We start from the raw sequence: 16,901 nt of genomic DNA on the forward strand, positions 1-16,901 counted from the left end.
CTGCGGCGAAGCAGCACAGCCAAGTGCTTCATTAGCTGTCCACGGCTAACCGGACAGATGCGGTTACCTACGCCATGCTGGGATTCGACTACGAGCCAAGTTCCCCAGCACAGAGGCGGGCGCCAGTGGAGGCCAAGATGTCGGCAATGCCGCCAAGCTCGATGAGTTGGCGGCGGCATTGACGAACTTAGGCTTAATGGCGCCAGCGAACACGGCACCGAGGTTGTGTCCCGAGCGCCTCGGAGGCTCTGTCAGATGCGAGGTGCCGCTGAGGCATTACCCTAGCATGTTGTCGGTGGATTTGCCTGGTACGTGCTGCAGGTGGAGTGCGTTCTGAAGCGGAAGCCGCTTACCGTTGATGGAGTTCGGTCAGCTCGTCTGGCAGAAAGGCCGTCCGGGGCATTGAGCCCCGAGCGCGACGCGGGGCTGGGACGCAGCGCGGGGTGGTCCTCGGCTTCGGTAGTCAGACCCAATTCATTGAAATGCAGTCCCAAGATCCGAGTATGTGCTCCTTGAACGTTGTTTCTACCGCAGAAGATGAGATGAAGGTTGGGGCTGAGGTGCAACTACCCGTGCCCGGGGAGGCCATAGCCTTCCTCCCGTGGCCACTATCGGCCGAGCGCATGTCCGGCTGGTTGTCGTCCTGACCATGACTGCCGCCCTCAGGCCGACGGCTGCTGCTCGTCGACGAGGCGGCGGACGCTCTCGATGCGCTCCTGGCAGTACGTAGCCAAACGCTTAGCACGCATGACCAGCGGCTCGATTTGGTCAATGTCGGGAATGCGGCCCTGCGCGGGCTTCAGCTTCGCGGAGATCGCAAGCAGCTCGCGGTAGGCATCCTCGAAACGCTCGGGAACCTTGTCGTCAGGTTTTCCGATTGTGACCTGGGTCTCGCTCATCTTCACTCCTCTCGCCTAAGACGCCGTTATGGCATGCCGTCTCGGCTTTGCTGGACGCTGGGCCAGACGGCTGCAGCATGACGAAGCCGTCGCGCATCTCGGCACGGATGACTGGTGCCGCCGCCACGAGCGCGGCAGCTGGGAGCGGCCTGCCATCAGCACCGCGCAGGACTGCGTACCCGGCTGCGAGGACGGCGCCGGGGTCGAGCGCCTCGGCCAGGGTCAGTACCCGGCCGACCTCACGATCCACCGCCTCTACGGCCGCTGTCGCCTGGCGAAACACCTCTGCCACCTGATCGGCAACGTCGCGCGCAGTGCCGTCGAGTAGCCGGGGCGGCTCAGCTGCAACGGCCGCGAAGGCCCGGGTCACTTGACGCTCATGCGCAAGCAGATGCTCTCCAGCCAAGCGGGCGACGTCTGCTCGTGCCGCTTCGAGCCCCTCCCGTGCGGCGTCCCGGCGGGCCCGCGCCGCCCTGAGGGCCGCCGCCTCTGCCTGGACGACAAGGTTGCTGGCAGTGCTCAACGAGCCGCGGGCGTCGGGCTTCAGGCTATCGAGCGCGCCGCGCACGGTCCGCTCAGCGGAAACCAGAGCCTCGCGTGCCTCGCGCTCGATCTCGGCTCCGGCAGCGGCGAGGCCCCGCTCGACATGCGCGATAGCAAGCCGCACCTGCGCGTGGATGCCGGTGATCGCGCCGTCCGCCGCCTGGGCGGCACTCACGACGGTGCCCTTGATGTGCTCCGCCACCTTGGAGGGCGTGTCCAGCGGGAGGCAGGCAACCTCGTCGATGAGGTTTCGGTCACGTTCATGGCCGATGCCAGTCATCACGGGCATCGGCATCTTGCACACCGCCTCGGCCAGCTTGTCGTCGACGAGGTAGGCAAGGTCCGCTGCGGCACCTCCGCCGCGAATGATGGCAAGGGCGCAGAACGGCGACGCTTGGTGCGAGCGGTAGATGTTCCGCATCTCGGCAACGATCCGGGCGGCGGCATCGGGGGTTTGGAACGGCGCCTCGACGAAGTTGAACTCGACCAGGCCAGCCGACGTCAGGCGGTCCACGGTGGACCGGAAATCGCCGAGGCCCGCAGCACCAGACGGGGAGATAACGGCCACCCGGAGAAAGTCGGCCGGTCGGCGGAGACGGCGGTTCCGCTCCCAGATCCCTCCCTCCTTGAGGCGTCGGCGGATGGCCTCGGCCCTGGCTTTCAGGTCGCCCAGAGAGTAACTCGGGTCGATGTCCTCGATTTCGACCGAGTAGCCGTAGTTCGCGTCTAAGCGGGAGGAGATCTTCACGAGCACCTTCGAGCCAGCCTCCAGGCGCAAGCCCAAGGCAGTGAACGCCTCGATCACCCGGCGATAGACGCCCGGCCAGCAGCCGCCGTTGACCTGGGCGACTTTCCTGCCGGTCCCATCGTGCTCGACGAACTCCATGCGGACAAACCGGTCGCCAGGCTTCAGGGTAAGCAGCTCGCAGCGGACCCAGGCCGCCGGAACAGATTTCACCCGGGCGGCAACGCCGTCGAGATAAGCCCTCAGTCCGACGGCTTGGTTGGCACGGTCGGCGGGCAATTCAGGATTAGTGCCCTCCTCCCGAGAGGCGACCCCAACCTTGGATGGTCTAGCCACATCTGTGCTCATCTCTTCCCAGTCCAGCACAGTGGCGGTGAGGGCGAAACACCAATCACAACCCTCCTTCGCGCCAGCACGACACTTGGTCAATGTCCAGGAGATCTCCGAACTCGACGGGCAACTATCTTCGCTTCCCCTTGGGCAACGCCGCATCAAGCAGGCGCAGGCACTCGTCTCGGCGTCTCTCGTCCACGGAGTGCGTCCAGGGCGACCGCCCTAAGGCGGGCTGCGTCGTGCGTAGCCAGAGCCGGGCCATGTCGGCGTCACCCACGAAGCGCCTCAGCGCCCGGGCCTCCAGCTCCTGGCGGCAGCGCACCGCTTCCGCAGTCATGACCGCTTCGTCACCGCGGCCAGCTGTCGCCGCATGCTCGATCAGCTCACTGCGCCGCCGCTCGTCGTCGAGGGCGCCTTTGATGTGCTCCTGCGTCACCCGGTCGAGACCGAGCCGTCCTTCGTCGAAGGTCGTGCCTGAAGCGCTGCGCACGGCGTGCTCGACCCAAGCAAGCCCGTCCACTTCGCCCATGGATAAGGCCGCCTCGGCAAGCAAAGCATCTACGAAGTCCGACGACTCCCTGCGGCGCCTCTCTCCGGTCTGCGCTGCGAACTCCTCGCGGATGCGACGGAGGGTCTCTTGTCGGGCCTTCGCCTCCGCTTGCCGTGTCCGCCGCAATCCCTCGAGAGGCAGGCCAAGCAGGTCCCCTGAAACTGGATCGCCGCCCGCCCACGCCATCCTCTCCAACTCACGGAGGCGCCGCAGGACATCTTCGAAGCAGTCACCGCCCTCCCGGGCCAGGGCACGCGGTGACCCGCCGAACCCCGGGAGAACGCGGTCCATCCATGGCTTGGCAGACCTCGTCGGAAGCTGCGCCTCTTTGAGCAGGAGATTCACCTTGGCCCGCAGGTCGGTTTCCCGCTTCCTGGCAGCCCCGGCGGCGTCAATTCTCGCCCTTGCCTCCCATTCGCGCTCGTAGTCGGCGCGCCAGCCCTTCAGGGTCCGCTCCACTACGCTGCGCTCGGCGAGCCAAGTGGCATAGGCGGCCATGACCTCGATGGGTGAGCGAAAGCCCCCGACCCGTTCGCGGAGATGCGCCACTAACTCCGGCTCCCAGTTCCGCCTGGGCTTGAACGGCTCCTTCAACATTCCCTGGCGCTGAAGGTAGTTGAGCACGTTCTCGGCCGTGAACGTTCGGCCTGCGACGTCGACTGCGGCGTAAAGGAGGAAGGCTGCCTGCCACGTCGCGGCGTCGAACACGAAGCACCGGTCGCCGGGCATTGGCACGCCCACGAACTCGCCGAAGCCAGCGTCGGCCGCCCGCGTCAGCCAGCCCCGATGTCCACGCCTCGCTGGCTCCTGCCATGCTGCGGCCACCTCGTCGGCGATCCGGCCGTGGAGCCGGTTTCTGCGGCGCCGCTCGACCTCCGCCATCCTTCCCGCGATGAGCCGCAGTCGGGCCTCCTCGGCGGCAACCTTGGCGTTGTGGAGCCAGTGCCGAGGTGCCGTACGCAGAATAAGTTCGGCGTGCTCGGCGCGGGAAAGGAGCCTCGGGACGCGTGATAGGTCGATCTCGACCGTCGCCAAGTTCCGGGCCCGAAGCCGAGCGATCTTCTCCGGTCCGCAGTGGTGCCTGACGTGGAACTCGAGAAGGAGCTGGCGCCCACGGCCGGTTACAACTGCGTCCGGACGCAAATCGCCCAACTCGACCTCCGCCTCCACTGCCTCGTAGGAGAACATCGTCGCGGCGGCTACGTCCGCGCTCAAGTCACCGGCCTCGGCAACCGCCTTCGGGAGCAGGATCTCGCGGGCCTCGAGGACAACCGCCTTCGCCAAGCGGTGCAGCGTCGTCTCCCAGGCGCCTGCGCATGCGCGATGTACGTGGTGGGCGAAGTGGTGGACTTTGCTGGCTCCCTTGCGTGCGACCAGACGCTCGCCGCAGCCCGGACACCGGCAGCCGCAGGCCAAACCCGACGCCACCTCGGTCACGTGGACTAGGCGGTCGTCTTCCGTAATGCCGTACGGAAGCCGGACGTCCTCGCCGTCCGACTGCAGAGGCACACGTAGCTGGCAGGAGTTGACAAAACCGTCCATTCACCCAAAATCGATCCGATACAGCATCATATCAGGAAGGCACTGGGCGTCGGCGGCTGGTGTGCAGAGGGGCAGCATTGGTATGCGCCGCGCTGCTTGGGAGGCTCGCATGCGCCGCCTCTAGCACCGTCGCCCTGAGACCATCCAGCAAACGCGCGCCGAGGCGGGCATGCTGCCAATGCAGCGGGACGTCGAGCCGTTGGCTGGGCACCAGCTCGACAAGCCGCCGGGCTGTGAGATGCGCTGCGACGAGCATGAGCGGATTCAATCCCCAACCCAACCCCGCCAGCGCACCATCCAAGAACCCCTGGGTGGACGGCACCCAGTGGACTGGGGCGTCGAGGAAGGAGGTACCGAGCGCATCGCGCGCCCAGCACGCCTGCATGCCGTCGCGTCGGTCGAACCGCAGCATCGGTGCTCGGGTAAGCGCCGCAGCATCCATTCCCGTCGGAGCATGCCGACGCAGATAGCCCGGGCTTGCGACGGCGGCGTAGCGCATCGCGCCGAGGGGACGGTGCGGCAGCCCTGAATAGGCGTGGGATCGGTTGTCACCGCGGCCAGTACCTCGCCGGAACGCAGACGGTCGGCGGTATGGCCCTCGTCCTCCAGCACGAGGTCGAGCAGCGCACCTGTCCGCTCAGCGAACTGCGCGGCGGGCAAGGACCAAGTCCCAAGGCTGTCAGCGTTCACCGCGACCGGGAGGGTCACTCGATCAAAGGCGCGGGCGCCTCCGGTGGCGGCGGCAGGCAGCACAGCCGCCAGTTCACCTTCGAGCAGTTGCACCCGCTCCGCATGCGCGCAGAGCTTCGCCCCGGCTTCAGTCGGCACCGGCGGTTGGCCGCGAACGACCAGCACGGCCCCAAGCCGCTCCTCGAGTGCGCGGACCCGCTGCGAGACGGCCGAGGGAGTTACCCCAAGGACGGCGGCGGCGCGCTCGAACCCGCCTTCGCGCACGACGGCGGCCAGGGCAGCGAGGAAAGGGTAGTCGAGCAGCTTTAGTCTCGCTTAACCGACCTTAGGAACATGAGCTGGCCTACACGAGCCTGCGACGGCAGGAAAGCGTCATGACTGACGCGTCCCCCTTCCTCAGCGGACTCGCTCTCTCCGCCGCACTCATCCACGCCATCGGCGCCCAGAACGCGTTCGTGCTGCGGCAGGGGCTGCGCCGTGAGCACGTTGGAGCCATCGTGCTCTTTTGCGCCATCGCCGACGCCGCCCTGTTGCCGTGGGAGTTGCAGGGCTCGGTGCGGCGCTGGAGCGCCTGCCGGGCTGGACCGCCGCCCTCGCCTTCGGCGGCACCTTGTTCCTCGGCTGGTACGGCATCGAGGCGCTTGGTCGCGCATTGCGTCCGACCGGCGGGCTGGAGGCCGACCGAAGGGGCGAGGCGCTCTCGCTGGGTGCCGCGCTTGCCCGAATCGCGGCTTTCACACTGCTGAACCCACATGTCTACCTCTACACTGTGCTCCTCGTCGGGTCCGTCGGCGCCTCGCAGCCGCCGGGCGGGCAGCCTGCCTTCGTCGCTGGAGCAGGGCTCGCCAGCGCGCTCTGGTTCGCTAGCCTTGGCTACGGTGCCCGCCTGCTTGCGCCCTTGTTCGCCCGGCCTGCTGCCTGGCGCGTCCTGGGCGCGCTTGTCGGCGCGACGATGCTTGTCATCGCAGCCGAGTTAGCCAGGCACAGCGTGGGCTAGCGAACTTCATGGGTCCCAAGGCATTGGAATGCACCAAGCGTCGCACAGGGATGTAGAGCGAAGGCATTGGTTGGCACCAGCGGCCGAGCTGACTGCCACTTCATCCGAAATACCGCGTGCAACATTTTATCAGTCATCGGCCTGTCGCACTGGTTCGGCTTAATATCCCCCGGGGTACGATTTCCGACTTCATTACAATCGGCGATTTCGGCCGTTCTGTAGGACGTACAAAGCGTAAGAAGCCGGAAATGCTTACGTGAAAAACGGAGTGGCGCTGGCGAAGGCAATAGCCGACGTGCCGTTTACGCAACCTTATTTGCTGTTCTCGCTTTTCGTTGGAATACTCACTTTCCTATGCAACCACACAGCACCGATGCGGAGGCACCAGCGGCACCCACAGTCAAGCTGCATGGCCTTCGCGCACATATTGTCGCCCTGGTAGTGGCGGCACTCCTGCCAGCCTTCGCGGTCGGTGCTATCGCGGTTTGGGCTGGGGCCAGCAGCAATCGCCAAGCCTTCAACGACCGGCTGGAAAGCACCGCCAGGGCGCTGGCAAGCGCGGTCGAGGCCGAAGTTGCCTCTCAAACCCTGGCCCTCGCCACCTTGGCTACCGCGCGCAGCCTCGACGGCGACGGCGACCTGATCTCGTTTCACGAGCGGGCACGCCACGTCGCCACCATGCTCAACACCCGTATTTTTCTGGTTGCGCCCGATACGTCTCTGCTGCTGCACACGCATTTCGCGCCAGGTGAGAAGTATCCGGGCCAGTCGCCGAGGGAGTCGGCCGACGTGGCGAGGCGGGTCTTCGAAACCGGCCGCCCCGCGGTCGGCAGCCTCGTGAAGGGACAGGTCACTGGACGATGGGTGGCTCCGGTCTACGTCCCGGTCAGCCGAAAGGGCAGGATCGTCTTCGCCATCGGGGCGGCGCTGGAAGCCGATCGGGTCTCAAGGATGCTGTCCGAGCAGACCTTCCGCGGCGAGGGCTACGCTTCGCTCGTGGACGGGGGCGGGCGGATCATGGCGCGATCTGCCGAGCCCGAGGGCTTCGTTGGACAAACAGTCCGCGGCTGGGTGACCGACGGCGTGAGCCGTGGAGAGTCCGGGATCCTGCAAGATCCCAATCGCTCCGGGGTCGAAGTGGTCACTGCCTTCCGGCGTGTCTCCGGCACGCCGGGGTGGTTCGTCACCGTCGCCGAGCCGCTGTCCACCTACCATGCGAGCCTGCTCAGGCCGCTCTCTACGCTGGCGTTCGGTGCCTTGGGCGCGCTAGGCATCGCCCTGGCCGTCGCCGTCTGGATAGGCAGGCGAGTGCTCAGGCCGGTGGATTGGCTGACGCGGAAGGCCGAGCGCGTCGCCGCGACTGGCGGCGCCGCCGAGATCCTCCCGCAGGGACCGCGCGTGCGGGTGCTCGAGTTCGAGCGGCTTCGCGCGGCGGTGCTGCACGCGCATGTGGCGCTGCGGGAGCGAGCGCAGGCGGTGGCGGCCGGGGAGGCGCGGCTGCGTGCGGTGGTGGACACGGCCGCGGACGCCATCGTCGTGACCGACGAGGGCGGGAAGATCCTCTCCTTCAACCGCGCCGCCGAGGGGATCTTTGGCTACGCGGCACCGGAAGCCAAAGGCCAGAGCATGGCAACGTTCATGGGAGCAAACCACGGGATCTGCCTCGCCACCCATGTTCGAACAGCTGAGCAGGACATCCGCGATGCCGTGCGCGAGGTGGAGGGAAAGCGGAAGGACGGCTCGACTGTGCCGCTCGACCTCTCCGTCGCCGAGTGGCGCGACGCCGAGGGCCGAAGCTTCCTCACCGTTATCATGCGGGATGTCTCGGCGCGCAAGGCGGCCGAGGCCCGCCAGCACCTCCTCATGCGCGAGGTGGACCACCGTTCGAAGAACGTCCTGGCAGTGGTGCAGTCGGTGCTGCGGCTTACCCCCCAAGACAGGCCCGGTGCCTTCGCCGCCGCCGAGGCCCGGGTCGCGGGGCTCGCGCGCGTGCACTCACTGCTCGCGGAGGGGGGCTGGTCGGGTGCCGATCTGCGCGCCGTCGCGGAGCGGGAGTTGGCCGCATACAGCTCGCTGGGCGCTGGGGAAGGGCGCTCAACGGTGGAACTGGACGGGCCGTCGGTCACGCTCGCGGCCTCGGCGGTGCAGCCGTTCGCCATGGTACTGCACGAACTGGTCACCAACGCATCGAAGTACGGGGCACTCTCCGTACCCGGCGGACGCGTTGAGGTGGGATGGCACGCGGGCCACGGGGTGGGCGAAGACGGGCTGCTGCGCCTGCGCTGGGTCGAATTAGGAGGGCCTGCCATCGCCGGTGCCCCAAAGCATCGAGGCTTCGGCACGCGGGTGGTCGAAACCACGGCGCGCGGCCAGCTTGGCGGATCCGTCCTGCGGCACTGGGAGCCCGGGGGGCTTGTCTTCGGGATCGTGGTCCCGCTGGCACGGGTTCTAGCAGGAGAGGAAGCAGCCGCGTTGGGCGGCGGCGACACGACCGTCCGCACGAAGGCAGCTTAGCGAAGCGCGCCGGACGGAACTGGTTGGCGGTGCCGGTTGTGTAAGGCAGTGCCTGACCAGCTCGCCTGAAAGGTTGATGGATAGCTTGGTAGGCCACGACACTCGCTGCCTCGACCTTCGCCGGTCGTCCCACAACTTACTAGCCTGCGCCTTAAACGCCGCGGAGGCTGTCAATCTGGGTTTGCATGGCCGCATCCACCTGCTTCTGCCTCTCGGTAGCCTGAGCGGGCGTCAGGGGCGGCACATCCCGAGGCGGTGGGGGGTGGATCAACACCAATCATAAGGAGCCGAAGGAGCCATCGTCTTATACGCTTCATTAGCCTTGCACCGGCTTCATCGGCCTTAGACTGCCACACCTACAAGGTCGTTCGCCAAACCTGCACGGTTAAAAATCACATGACATGGATTGGCGGCCGCGATGCACGCCTCGCTGCAGTTCCGGCGCAACATGCTGCGCAGACCCCGGTATCTCTAACGATTGGCGCGAGGTCTAGGCGGGCCTCAAGGGCATGGTGCCGCTGGACGCCGCCACCCCGGTGCCCAACCCGGAGCGGCCGAACCTGTGCGACCGGATAATGGCCGGGGAGGCGAGGGGGGAGTAGCCTCGACGGGCACTCAGAAGGTGCTTCGCACCTAATCTATGGCCGTGACCGCGCCGAAGTCGAACCGGCGGGAAGAGTGGCGTGCTGCGGTGGTCTCCCGGCGACCAGCGGGGTGCCTACCCGGCTCCCTGCGCCTTCCGCACCGCGTCCAGCACCGCCTCATGCGTCGCCAGTATCCGCCGCAGCGTGGGCTTCCCTTTGTCGCTCGCCTCGGCGATGCCTTCATGCATCTCCTCGATCCCCGACGTCATCTGCTCGGCCAAGCCGGATAGCCGCTCCTGCAGCTGCTCGCCGTCGTCCTCGAGTTCGGCCGTCCAGATCGCCAGGACGCGCGAGAATTCGGCGGCGGCGCGGACGGGTGGGACGCCCGCTTGCAGGAGCTTGATGAGCGGGGCCAGGTCTGCGTTGGGGGAGCGGGACATGCGGGAGAAAATGGGTAGGCGGTCTCCGGGTCGCTAGACGTCGCGGGGCCGTTTTGTGTCGCCAGCGGCGGTCTGACCGAAGTCGCCCCTTACCTCGACACAACGAGCGGTTCGCTCGGCAACACCTTCCGAGGATCCCGGAGGGTAGTCAGGCGCCGAATGCAGCCCAGTCGGCGGCGATCTCGGCTACGCGTAGCTGCCGCAACCGTCTTTCAATCCACATCCTCGTCGGCTGCCGATGCCGACCGCCCTGGACCGCGTCCTGCCGATCGACATGCGACGACGTCACCGGGGGTGATGTCCGTTCGCTGCTGCTTCGCTAACCGCCGCTCAGCGAAAGTCCCGCGTCGGCACCTTGATTCCTGATCCGAAACGCAGATCAGGGATGTAGATGTCGCGCGCTGGGCGGCCGCTGAGCCTCGACGCCTCACGCGGGTCCGACGACGCAGCAGTGCCCCGGGCCTCGACGCCGCGCAACAGATCGGAGAGGTCCTCCAGCTGGTTGGCGATGACGTGGATCACCTCGCCCTCGCGCTGCACCCGGCCGCGGCAGGCAAGCATACCCGCGGAGAGGACGAGGCGACGCTGCCGCTCGAAGAGGGACGGCCAGACGATCAGGTTAGCCACGCCGGTCTCGTCCTCGACGGTGATGAACATGACGCCCTTGGCGGAGCCCGGCTTCTGCCGCACCAGCACGATGCCGGGCACCGTCACCCAGCGCCCGTCGCGGGCCGCGGCGAGGTCAGTGCACGCCACCATGCCGCGGCCGCGCAGCTCCTTGCGTAGGAAGGCGACCGGATGGCACCGCAAGCTCAGGCCGGTGCTGCGGTAGTCTTCCACAACCTCGCGCCCCTCGGCCATTGGCACAAGCGCGACGGGCGGCTCGACGGCATCCGGTTCTGGCACGCCGCCGCGCTCCGCTGCGGCGAACAGCGGCAGTGCCGTGTCGGCCAAGCCGCCCACTGCCCACAGCGCCTGGCGCCGGTCGACCCCCAGCGCGCGGAACGCGTCCGCCTCAGCCAGCCGCTCGAGTGCCGCTCGGGGCAGGCTCGCCCGGCGCCAGACTTCCTCGACGGACGCGTAGGGCGCCCCGCCCCGGTGCGCGACGAGCCGCGCGGCGTCGGCGTTCGCCAGGCCATGGACCATCCGCAGACCCAGCCGGACGGCCAGCCACCGGCCGCCCGTCGGCTCAAGGGTACAGTCCCAGCGGCTCGCAGTGACGCAGACGGGCCGGACCTCGATCCCGTGCTCGCGCGCATCGCGCACCACCTGGGCGGGTGCGTAAAAACCCATCGGTTGGCTGTTCAGCAGCGCCGCGCAGAAGACGTCGGGATGATGGCACTTCACCCAAGCGCTGGCGTAGGCGATGAGGGCGAAGGAGGCCGCGTGGCTCTCCGGAAATCCGTAGCTGCCGAAGCCCTCGATCTGCGCGAAGGTCCGCTCCGCGAACTCTCGGTCGTAGCCGCGGTCGACCATGCCTGCAATGAGCTTGTCACGGAAATGGCTGACGCCGCCGCTGAACTTGAAGGTCGCCATCGCCCGTCGCAGCTGGTCGGCCTCGCCCGGGCTGAACCCAGCGCAGTGGACTGCGACCTGCATCGCCTGCTCCTGGAACAGCGGCACCCCGAGCGTCTTGCCAAGGACCCGCTTTAGCTCGAGCTTCGGGTAGGTGACGCCTTCCTTCCCCTCGCGGCGTCGTAAGTAGGGGTGGACCATGTCGCCCTGGATTGGCCCAGGGCGGACGATGGCGACCTGGATGACGAGGTCGTAGAAGGTCCTCGGCTTCAGCCGCGGCAACATGGCCATCTGCGCCCGGCTCTCGATCTGGAAGGTGCCGAGGGTATCGGCCCGACGGACCATCGCGTAGGTCGCTGGATCTTCAGGCGGCACCGAGGCGATGTCGATCCGCTGGTCCTTGTGGTCCTCCAGCAGCTCGAAAGCGCGGCGGAGGCAGCCGAGCATCCCGAGCCCGAGCACGTCCACCTTCATGAAGCCGAGCACGTCAATGTCGTCCTTGTCCCACTCGACCACCTGCCGCCCGGCCATGGCGGCGGGGGCGAGCGGGACGAGGTCGTCGAGCCGGTCGCGCGTCAGCACGAAGCCGCCCGGGTGCGTCCCAAGCTGGCGAGGAAAGCCTATCAGCTCCCGCGCCAGCTCCAGGGTGAGACGCAGGCGTCGGTCAGCGGTGTCGAGGTTCAGTTCCGTGGCGTGCTCCTCGGTGACGCCCTCCTCCGACCAGCCCCAGACCTGAGAAGCCAGCGCGCCGGTGACGTCCTCGGGCAGGCCCATGACCTTGCCCACGTCCCGCACCGCACCGCGGGCGCGGAAGCGCATCACGGTGGCGCAGAGAGCGGCGCGGTCACGGCCGTAGCGGGCGTAGATCCACTGGATAACCTCCTCCCGCCGCTCGGCTTCGAAGTCCACGTCGATGTCGGGCGGCTCGCGCCGCTCTGCCGAGACGAAGCGCTCAAACAGGAGGCCGGAGCGCACCGGGTCGATGGAGGTGACCCCGAGCACGTAGCAGACCGCCGAGTTGGCGGCTGAACCGCGGCCCTGGCACAGGATGTCCTTGCTGCGGGCGTAGGCGACGATGGTGCGGACGGTCAGGAAGTAGGGCGCGTATTTCAGCTCTTCGATAAGCCGCAGCTCGTGCCGGAGCTGGGCCGCCACGTCGTCGGGCATGCCCTCCGGGTAGCGGGACGGCGCCGCATCCCAGACCAGCCGCTCCAGCGCCTGGTGCGGGGTGAGCGCCGGATCTTCGACCTCGTCTGGGTACTGATAGCGGAGTACGTCCAAGGAAAAGCGGCATCGCGCCACGAGGTCCAGGGTCCGCGCGACCGCCTCCGGGTGGCGGCGGAACAGGCGCGCCATCTCCTCCGGCGCCTTCAGGTGGCGGTCGGCGGAGCGCTCGCGCCGAAACCCCGCGGCGTCGATGGTGCAGCCCTCCCGGATGCAGGTCACCACGTCCTGAAGGGTGCGCCGCTCCGGCGCGTGGTAGAGGACGTCGCCGGTGGCGACCGCCGCCACACGTGCGGCGTGCGCCAAGTCCTCCAGCGCGCGCAGGCGCACGTCGTCGCCGGAACGGCGGCGCAGTGTCAGCGCGAGGTGGGCGCGGTTGCCGAAGGCGGCGCGAAGACGGGAGAGGCGCGCGGCAAGCTCCCCGTCAGGCTGGTCCGGCACAAGGACCGCCAGCAGCCCCTCGGCATGAGCCGCGAGGTCATCCCAGAACAGCTCGCAACCGCGGTGGCCAGCGCGGCCCTTGCCCACGGTCAGCAGTCGGCAGAGCCGGGCGTAGGCGGCGCGGTCAGTGGGATAGACCAGGACGGCGGCGCCATCCGCGAGGTCGAGGCGGCAGCCGACCACCAGCCGCACGCCCGAATCCTTGGCGTGCCGGTGGGCAGACACGATCCCCGCGAGCGAGTTCCGGTCGGTGACGCCGAGCGCGGGCAGGCCAAGCGCGGCAGCCCGGGCGAACAGCTCCTCCGGGTGGCTGGCGCCGCGCAGAAAGGAGTAATTCGTCGTGACCTGGAGTTCGGCGTAGGCCGCCGTCACGGCTTCTGGTGGTGCGGACTGGTCGAGGGTGCCGGAACCACAGGAAGCTTCATCAGCACGAAGCCGCTGCGCTCGAGGTGGCGCACCAGCCGTTCGGCGGTGATGCGCGCCATCGCCTCGTCGGCGTGATGGACACGTTTCCTTCCGTCATACCTGAGCGCGAAGGACAGGCTCTCGGCGATTTCCTCCGGGGTGGCGGGGTGCAGGCGTGAGTTTTCGGTCACCGGAGGTCCTCCGTTAGAAGATGCCATGCAGGAACCAGGCAAGGTCGCCGGTCGCGGGGTCGGCGCCATCGCCGCGGCGGTAGAGCCAGAAGCGCCGCCCTTCCTCGTTCTCCACGGCCCAGTAGTCGCGCACCGCACGGCGCTCGCCATCGCGGCGCCACCACTCGCCCGCGATGCGCTCCGGCCCGTCGGCGCGCCGGACGCGGTGGCGCACTCGGCGCCAAGTGAATGCGGCTGGGGGTTGGTCGGGCAGCACCGACAGCACCTGCACCGGCTGGGGCGGCGCGATTAAGCGCACCGGCCGTCGCAGGCCGGGCGGCCACGCCACGCGGCCAAGATCAGCGAAAGGTGGCGCGCGTCGCGCTGAACGTTCGGGTACGTCGCTCTCGACGGGAACAACGCGGAATACACGGCCCGCGCCGAAGCGGGCAGCTAGGCGGTCCACCAGCGGGGCGATGTCAACTTCAGGGGCCTCCGGGGTGCCGAGCGACGTCGTGGCCTGGGTCGGGGCCAGCGGCTCGGCGAGGGTGACGACCAAGCGCATGGCGGCGACCCCGAAGCCGGGATCCACCTCCTCCAGCCTCTCGCCGAGGAGACGGGCGAGATGGCGCGGGTCGCGCGTCGGCCGTGCCATTCCCGCTCGCAGGATTTTGGTCGCGTCGTCCACCCGCTCGAACAGGAGGTCGAGGTGGCGCGCGCCGAGGCCCGCCCGCTCCAGCCCGACGCAGACCGCCTCGGCCAGCCGGTCGATGGCGAAGCGCAGCGCCTCGGCAGTCAGCAGCGGCTCTGGAAAGGCCAAGCTGTGCTGCACTGCCTCGGGCGGCACAACCGGCGTGATCGGCTCTGGGGCGTAGCCGAGCGCTTGGTCGAGACGCCGGAGCGCCTCCGCGCCGAAGCGCCGGGCCAGTGGGCCGCGCGGTGTCGACACCAGCTGGCCGACGAGGTCGAGGCCGAGCCGCCGCAAACCCGCGACGGTTTCGCTGGGCAGGCGCAGCGCCGCCACTGACAGCAGGGCGATGCCGTCAGCCTGCCCGGCGGGCGGTACAACGCTGATGGCCTCCCCGACGTGGCGCGCCATCGCCCAGGCCGCGCCGGGCGTGTCTGCAATGGCGGCTCGGGCGGCAATGCCGGACCGGATAAGGCGCCCGACGAGGTCTTTGAGCATCGTCTCCTCGCCGCCGTGCAGGTGCGCGCAGCCGGTGACGTCGATCCAGAGCCCGTCCGGCGGGTCGGGCGCGGTCAGGGGGGAGTAGCGCAGGCACCAGGCTGCGAGGTCGGCGAGCGCGTCGGCGTCGCCCTCGGGGTCAGCCGCGGCCGCCTCCAGCCCGGGCACCATGGCCTGGGCATGGGCGAGCGGCATGCCTGGGCGGAGGCCGAGCGCCTGCGCCGCCCGATTCGCTGCGGCGACCACGAGGCGGCGTCCGTCGTGGGCGCGCGTCACCAGCGGCGCCTCAACCGGCAGCACGGTGCCTCTGCCCCTCCGCAGGCGGTCGGTCGGCCAGGTCGGCAGCCAAAGCGAGACGACCCTGCGCATCGGGGCACTCCACAATCCAGGAACGGGGTTCACCACCGCGGGCCCGCAGCAGCTCGAGCCGCCAGCGTGCCCGACCGAGGCCGGGCGTCTCGGGCGACCAGGGCAGCGGCGGAGCGGACGGCAGGGAGGCGACGCGCCAGCGCGTCACAGCCGCGCTGGGCTCGGCAAGGGCGGGGTCGTCGTGCCGGGCGCTGCGGCGGATGGCGAAGGCGACGGCGCCCGTGCCCTCGGCGGCAAGCTGGAGGCGGCGCGAAGCGGTCAGGCTGAGGCGGCCGGGCACCTCGCCGACGACGCCTGCGAGACCGGGGTGGCGCAGCCCCTCTTCCATGGCGGCAAGCACGTTCCGGCTCGCCTCGACATGCAGCACGCGATCCGGACCGAGGCCGACCTCGGCCAGAGCTGGGGCGAAGAGGTCGAAATAGGGAGAGACCCAGAGCACCGGCCCGGCCGCATGGGCCAGGACACTGGCGGCGAGCAGGGCCGCGGCGGCACCGTGCTCGGTGTCCGGGCCAGACCCGGCGATCTCGTGCAAGGCACCCCGGGCGATGCCGCCTTCATGCAGGGCGTCGTCCAGAGCCGGGAGACCGAAGGGGATAGCGGTCGCGCGGCCCGGGGCCAGTGGACGACGCTCGATGCGCGCCACCTGGTCCCTGAGGTCCTCCAGCAATGCCGTCCGACCGCTCCCGGCCATGTCCATATGCCTCCATGGTCTGGAACATAAAGTGAACACGCGAGTCGCCGGAAGTTCCAATTTGGGCTGGCGGCCTGTGGATAATGGGGATCATTTCGGCGCCGCCGGGGTCGATGCCTCCGGAGCGGAAGGTTGCTAAGCACCAGGAGAAGACGCTTCTGGGTTTCATTCCCCTTGCCAGCACCCACCTGCCGTCAGCGGCCCGCTCTCCCGACCGGATGGTAGCCAGCAGCCGCCACACTCTCAGTGAGCATCCTCGCGTCGCGGCAAGTGCTAAGCGCGAAGGCCAAGCGGGTGCTGCAGTTCAGGCTGTCGACGTTGTCTCTCTATGTCTTACCCTTCGATTGTGCGAGGCATTCCGCGCAACGTTCTGCCGCCGAACCACATTACCGGTGGACCGCTTCTAGGAGCGGGCCACAAGCGCGGCTGCGAGGACCCGATAAAATCCCACCTGCACCACCTGACGAAGGCTGGTCGTTTTACTTCCCTGGCTCGTGCGAGAAAAGGCATCAAATAACGATTAAAGAATGAAAGTTATTCTTGTCAACATTTTGCCGGACGCACCACAATAACCTAGTGTTCTCCAAAAATAACACAAGCGCAAGTGCCGAATATCGGTCGTGCCGAAAGAACATTCGGTGCCTAAAGCCGGTCAAGGTATGGTGTCTTTTAGCAGCGCGGCGCAACCGAAGCTTGGTGGCACCATTATCCAAAGCCGAAGCTTTAAACCCAGCCGCCTCCACCATCGAGCGGGTGTGTGATACCAACCGCCATGGTCACTGACTCGCATGTGATCCGCGGTTTGCGGCGGGCGTGATTCGCTGTCTCCCGGGGGTTCGATTCGGGAGGCTTGCGATGGCGGGGGGGATCACGCGGCAGGACTTGTCGGCGGATGCCCTGAGGCAGGCTGCAGCTCGCAGTCGGGACGCGAACGCAGCGCGACGCATGCTGGCTCTTGCCTTGGTACTGGAAGGGCAGTCGCGCACGGACGCGGCCGCAACCTGCGGCATGGACCGGCAGACCCTGCGCGATTGGGTGCACCGTTACAACGCCGAGGGGTTGG

The 16,901-nt window shown here is 68.1% G+C and carries 12 protein-coding genes and 1 pseudogene; 3 read left to right on the forward strand and 10 right to left on the reverse strand.

Going from position 1 to position 16,901, the window contains the following annotated elements:
* Positions 1-662 precede the first annotated feature (662 nt).
* From EP26_RS25725 to EP26_RS38515, 5 genes and pseudogenes are all read right to left on the reverse strand, one after another.
* Positions 663-899, reverse strand: coding sequence for a hypothetical protein (locus EP26_RS25725; protein WP_043343037.1), 237 nt, complete (start codon positions 897-899; stop codon positions 663-665).
* A complete protein-coding gene (locus EP26_RS32480; RefSeq protein WP_052389683.1) occupies positions 865-2,466 on the reverse strand; it encodes an exodeoxyribonuclease VII large subunit in 1,602 nt (533 codons plus the stop codon). The genes EP26_RS25725 and EP26_RS32480 overlap by 35 nt, the downstream gene beginning before the upstream one ends.
* 181 nt (positions 2,467-2,647) lie before the next feature.
* Positions 2,648-4,612 carry a competence protein CoiA family protein gene (locus EP26_RS32485; RefSeq protein WP_052389684.1) on the reverse strand — a complete coding sequence of 655 codons (1,965 nt, stop codon included), beginning with the start codon at positions 4,610-4,612 and terminating at the stop codon, positions 2,648-2,650.
* Between the two features lie 31 nt (positions 4,613-4,643).
* Positions 4,644-5,111 (reverse strand): LysR substrate-binding domain-containing protein, encoded by a 468-nt coding sequence (locus EP26_RS38510; RefSeq protein WP_342669129.1) that lies wholly within the window; start codon positions 5,109-5,111, stop codon positions 4,644-4,646.
* Positions 5,112-5,182: 71 nt separating this feature from the next.
* A pseudogene (locus EP26_RS38515) lies at positions 5,183-5,566 on the reverse strand (LysR family transcriptional regulator); the annotation flags it as partial.
* A gap of 271 nt (positions 5,567-5,837) precedes the next feature.
* Here EP26_RS38515 and EP26_RS25745 point away from each other — a divergent pair.
* Together EP26_RS25745 and EP26_RS32490 are read left to right on the forward strand one after the other, a co-directional pair.
* A complete protein-coding gene (locus tag EP26_RS25745) occupies positions 5,838-6,299 on the forward strand; it encodes a LysE/ArgO family amino acid transporter (RefSeq protein WP_342669130.1) in 462 nt (153 codons plus the stop codon).
* A 354-nt stretch (positions 6,300-6,653) separates the two neighbouring features.
* Positions 6,654-8,813, forward strand: a complete 2,160-nt coding sequence (locus EP26_RS32490; protein WP_084112987.1) for a PAS domain S-box protein — start codon at positions 6,654-6,656, stop codon at positions 8,811-8,813.
* A gap of 718 nt (positions 8,814-9,531) precedes the next feature.
* Here the strand turns inward: EP26_RS32490 and EP26_RS25755 are convergent.
* The 5 genes from EP26_RS25755 to EP26_RS25775 form a co-directional block, all read right to left on the reverse strand.
* The gene (locus tag EP26_RS25755) at positions 9,532-9,837 is read right to left on the reverse strand and encodes a hypothetical protein (protein ID WP_043343038.1); all 306 of its coding nucleotides are present in this window, start codon (positions 9,835-9,837) and stop codon (positions 9,532-9,534) included.
* 330 nt (positions 9,838-10,167) lie between these two features.
* Positions 10,168-13,389 (reverse strand): error-prone DNA polymerase, encoded by a 3,222-nt coding sequence (locus EP26_RS25760; protein ID WP_043343040.1) that lies wholly within the window; start codon positions 13,387-13,389, stop codon positions 10,168-10,170.
* Positions 13,386-13,613: a hypothetical protein gene (locus EP26_RS25765; protein WP_043343041.1), complete on the reverse strand. Its 228-nt coding sequence runs from the start codon at positions 13,611-13,613 to the stop codon at positions 13,386-13,388. The genes EP26_RS25760 and EP26_RS25765 overlap by 4 nt, the downstream gene beginning before the upstream one ends.
* 13 nt (positions 13,614-13,626) lie before the next feature.
* Positions 13,627-15,078, reverse strand: a complete 1,452-nt coding sequence (locus tag EP26_RS25770; RefSeq protein ID WP_245624521.1) for a Y-family DNA polymerase — start codon at positions 15,076-15,078, stop codon at positions 13,627-13,629.
* The gene (locus EP26_RS25775; RefSeq protein ID WP_043343053.1) at positions 15,065-15,838 is read right to left on the reverse strand and encodes an ImuA family protein; all 774 of its coding nucleotides are present in this window, start codon (positions 15,836-15,838) and stop codon (positions 15,065-15,067) included. The genes EP26_RS25770 and EP26_RS25775 overlap by 14 nt, the downstream gene beginning before the upstream one ends.
* A gap of 855 nt (positions 15,839-16,693) precedes the next feature.
* Here EP26_RS25775 and EP26_RS25780 point away from each other — a divergent pair.
* Positions 16,694-16,901, forward strand: a 208-nt coding sequence (locus EP26_RS25780) for a helix-turn-helix domain-containing protein (RefSeq protein ID WP_043343045.1), incomplete at its 3' end; no start/stop codon positions are given.

Source organism: Belnapia moabensis DSM 16746 (genome assembly GCF_000745835.1).
Taxonomy (GTDB): Bacteria; Pseudomonadota; Alphaproteobacteria; order Acetobacterales; family Acetobacteraceae; genus Belnapia; species Belnapia moabensis.

Excerpts from the sequence above, each read along its gene's own strand:
- EP26_RS32490 (WP_084112987.1), top strand. The coding sequence starts at position 6,654 with ATGCAACCACACAGCACCGATGCGGAGGCACCAGCGGCACCCACAGTC.
- EP26_RS25775 (WP_043343053.1), bottom strand. The coding sequence starts at position 15,838 with ATGGCCGGGAGCGGTCGGACGGCATTGCTGGAGGACCTCAGGGACCAG.
- EP26_RS25725 (WP_043343037.1), bottom strand. The coding sequence starts at position 899 with ATGAGCGAGACCCAGGTCACAATCGGAAAACCTGACGACAAGGTTCCC.
- EP26_RS38510 (WP_342669129.1), bottom strand. The coding sequence starts at position 5,111 with ATGCGCTACGCCGCCGTCGCAAGCCCGGGCTATCTGCGTCGGCATGCT.
- EP26_RS32485 (WP_052389684.1), bottom strand. The coding sequence starts at position 4,612 with ATGGACGGTTTTGTCAACTCCTGCCAGCTACGTGTGCCTCTGCAGTCG.
- EP26_RS25755 (WP_043343038.1), bottom strand. The coding sequence starts at position 9,837 with ATGTCCCGCTCCCCCAACGCAGACCTGGCCCCGCTCATCAAGCTCCTG.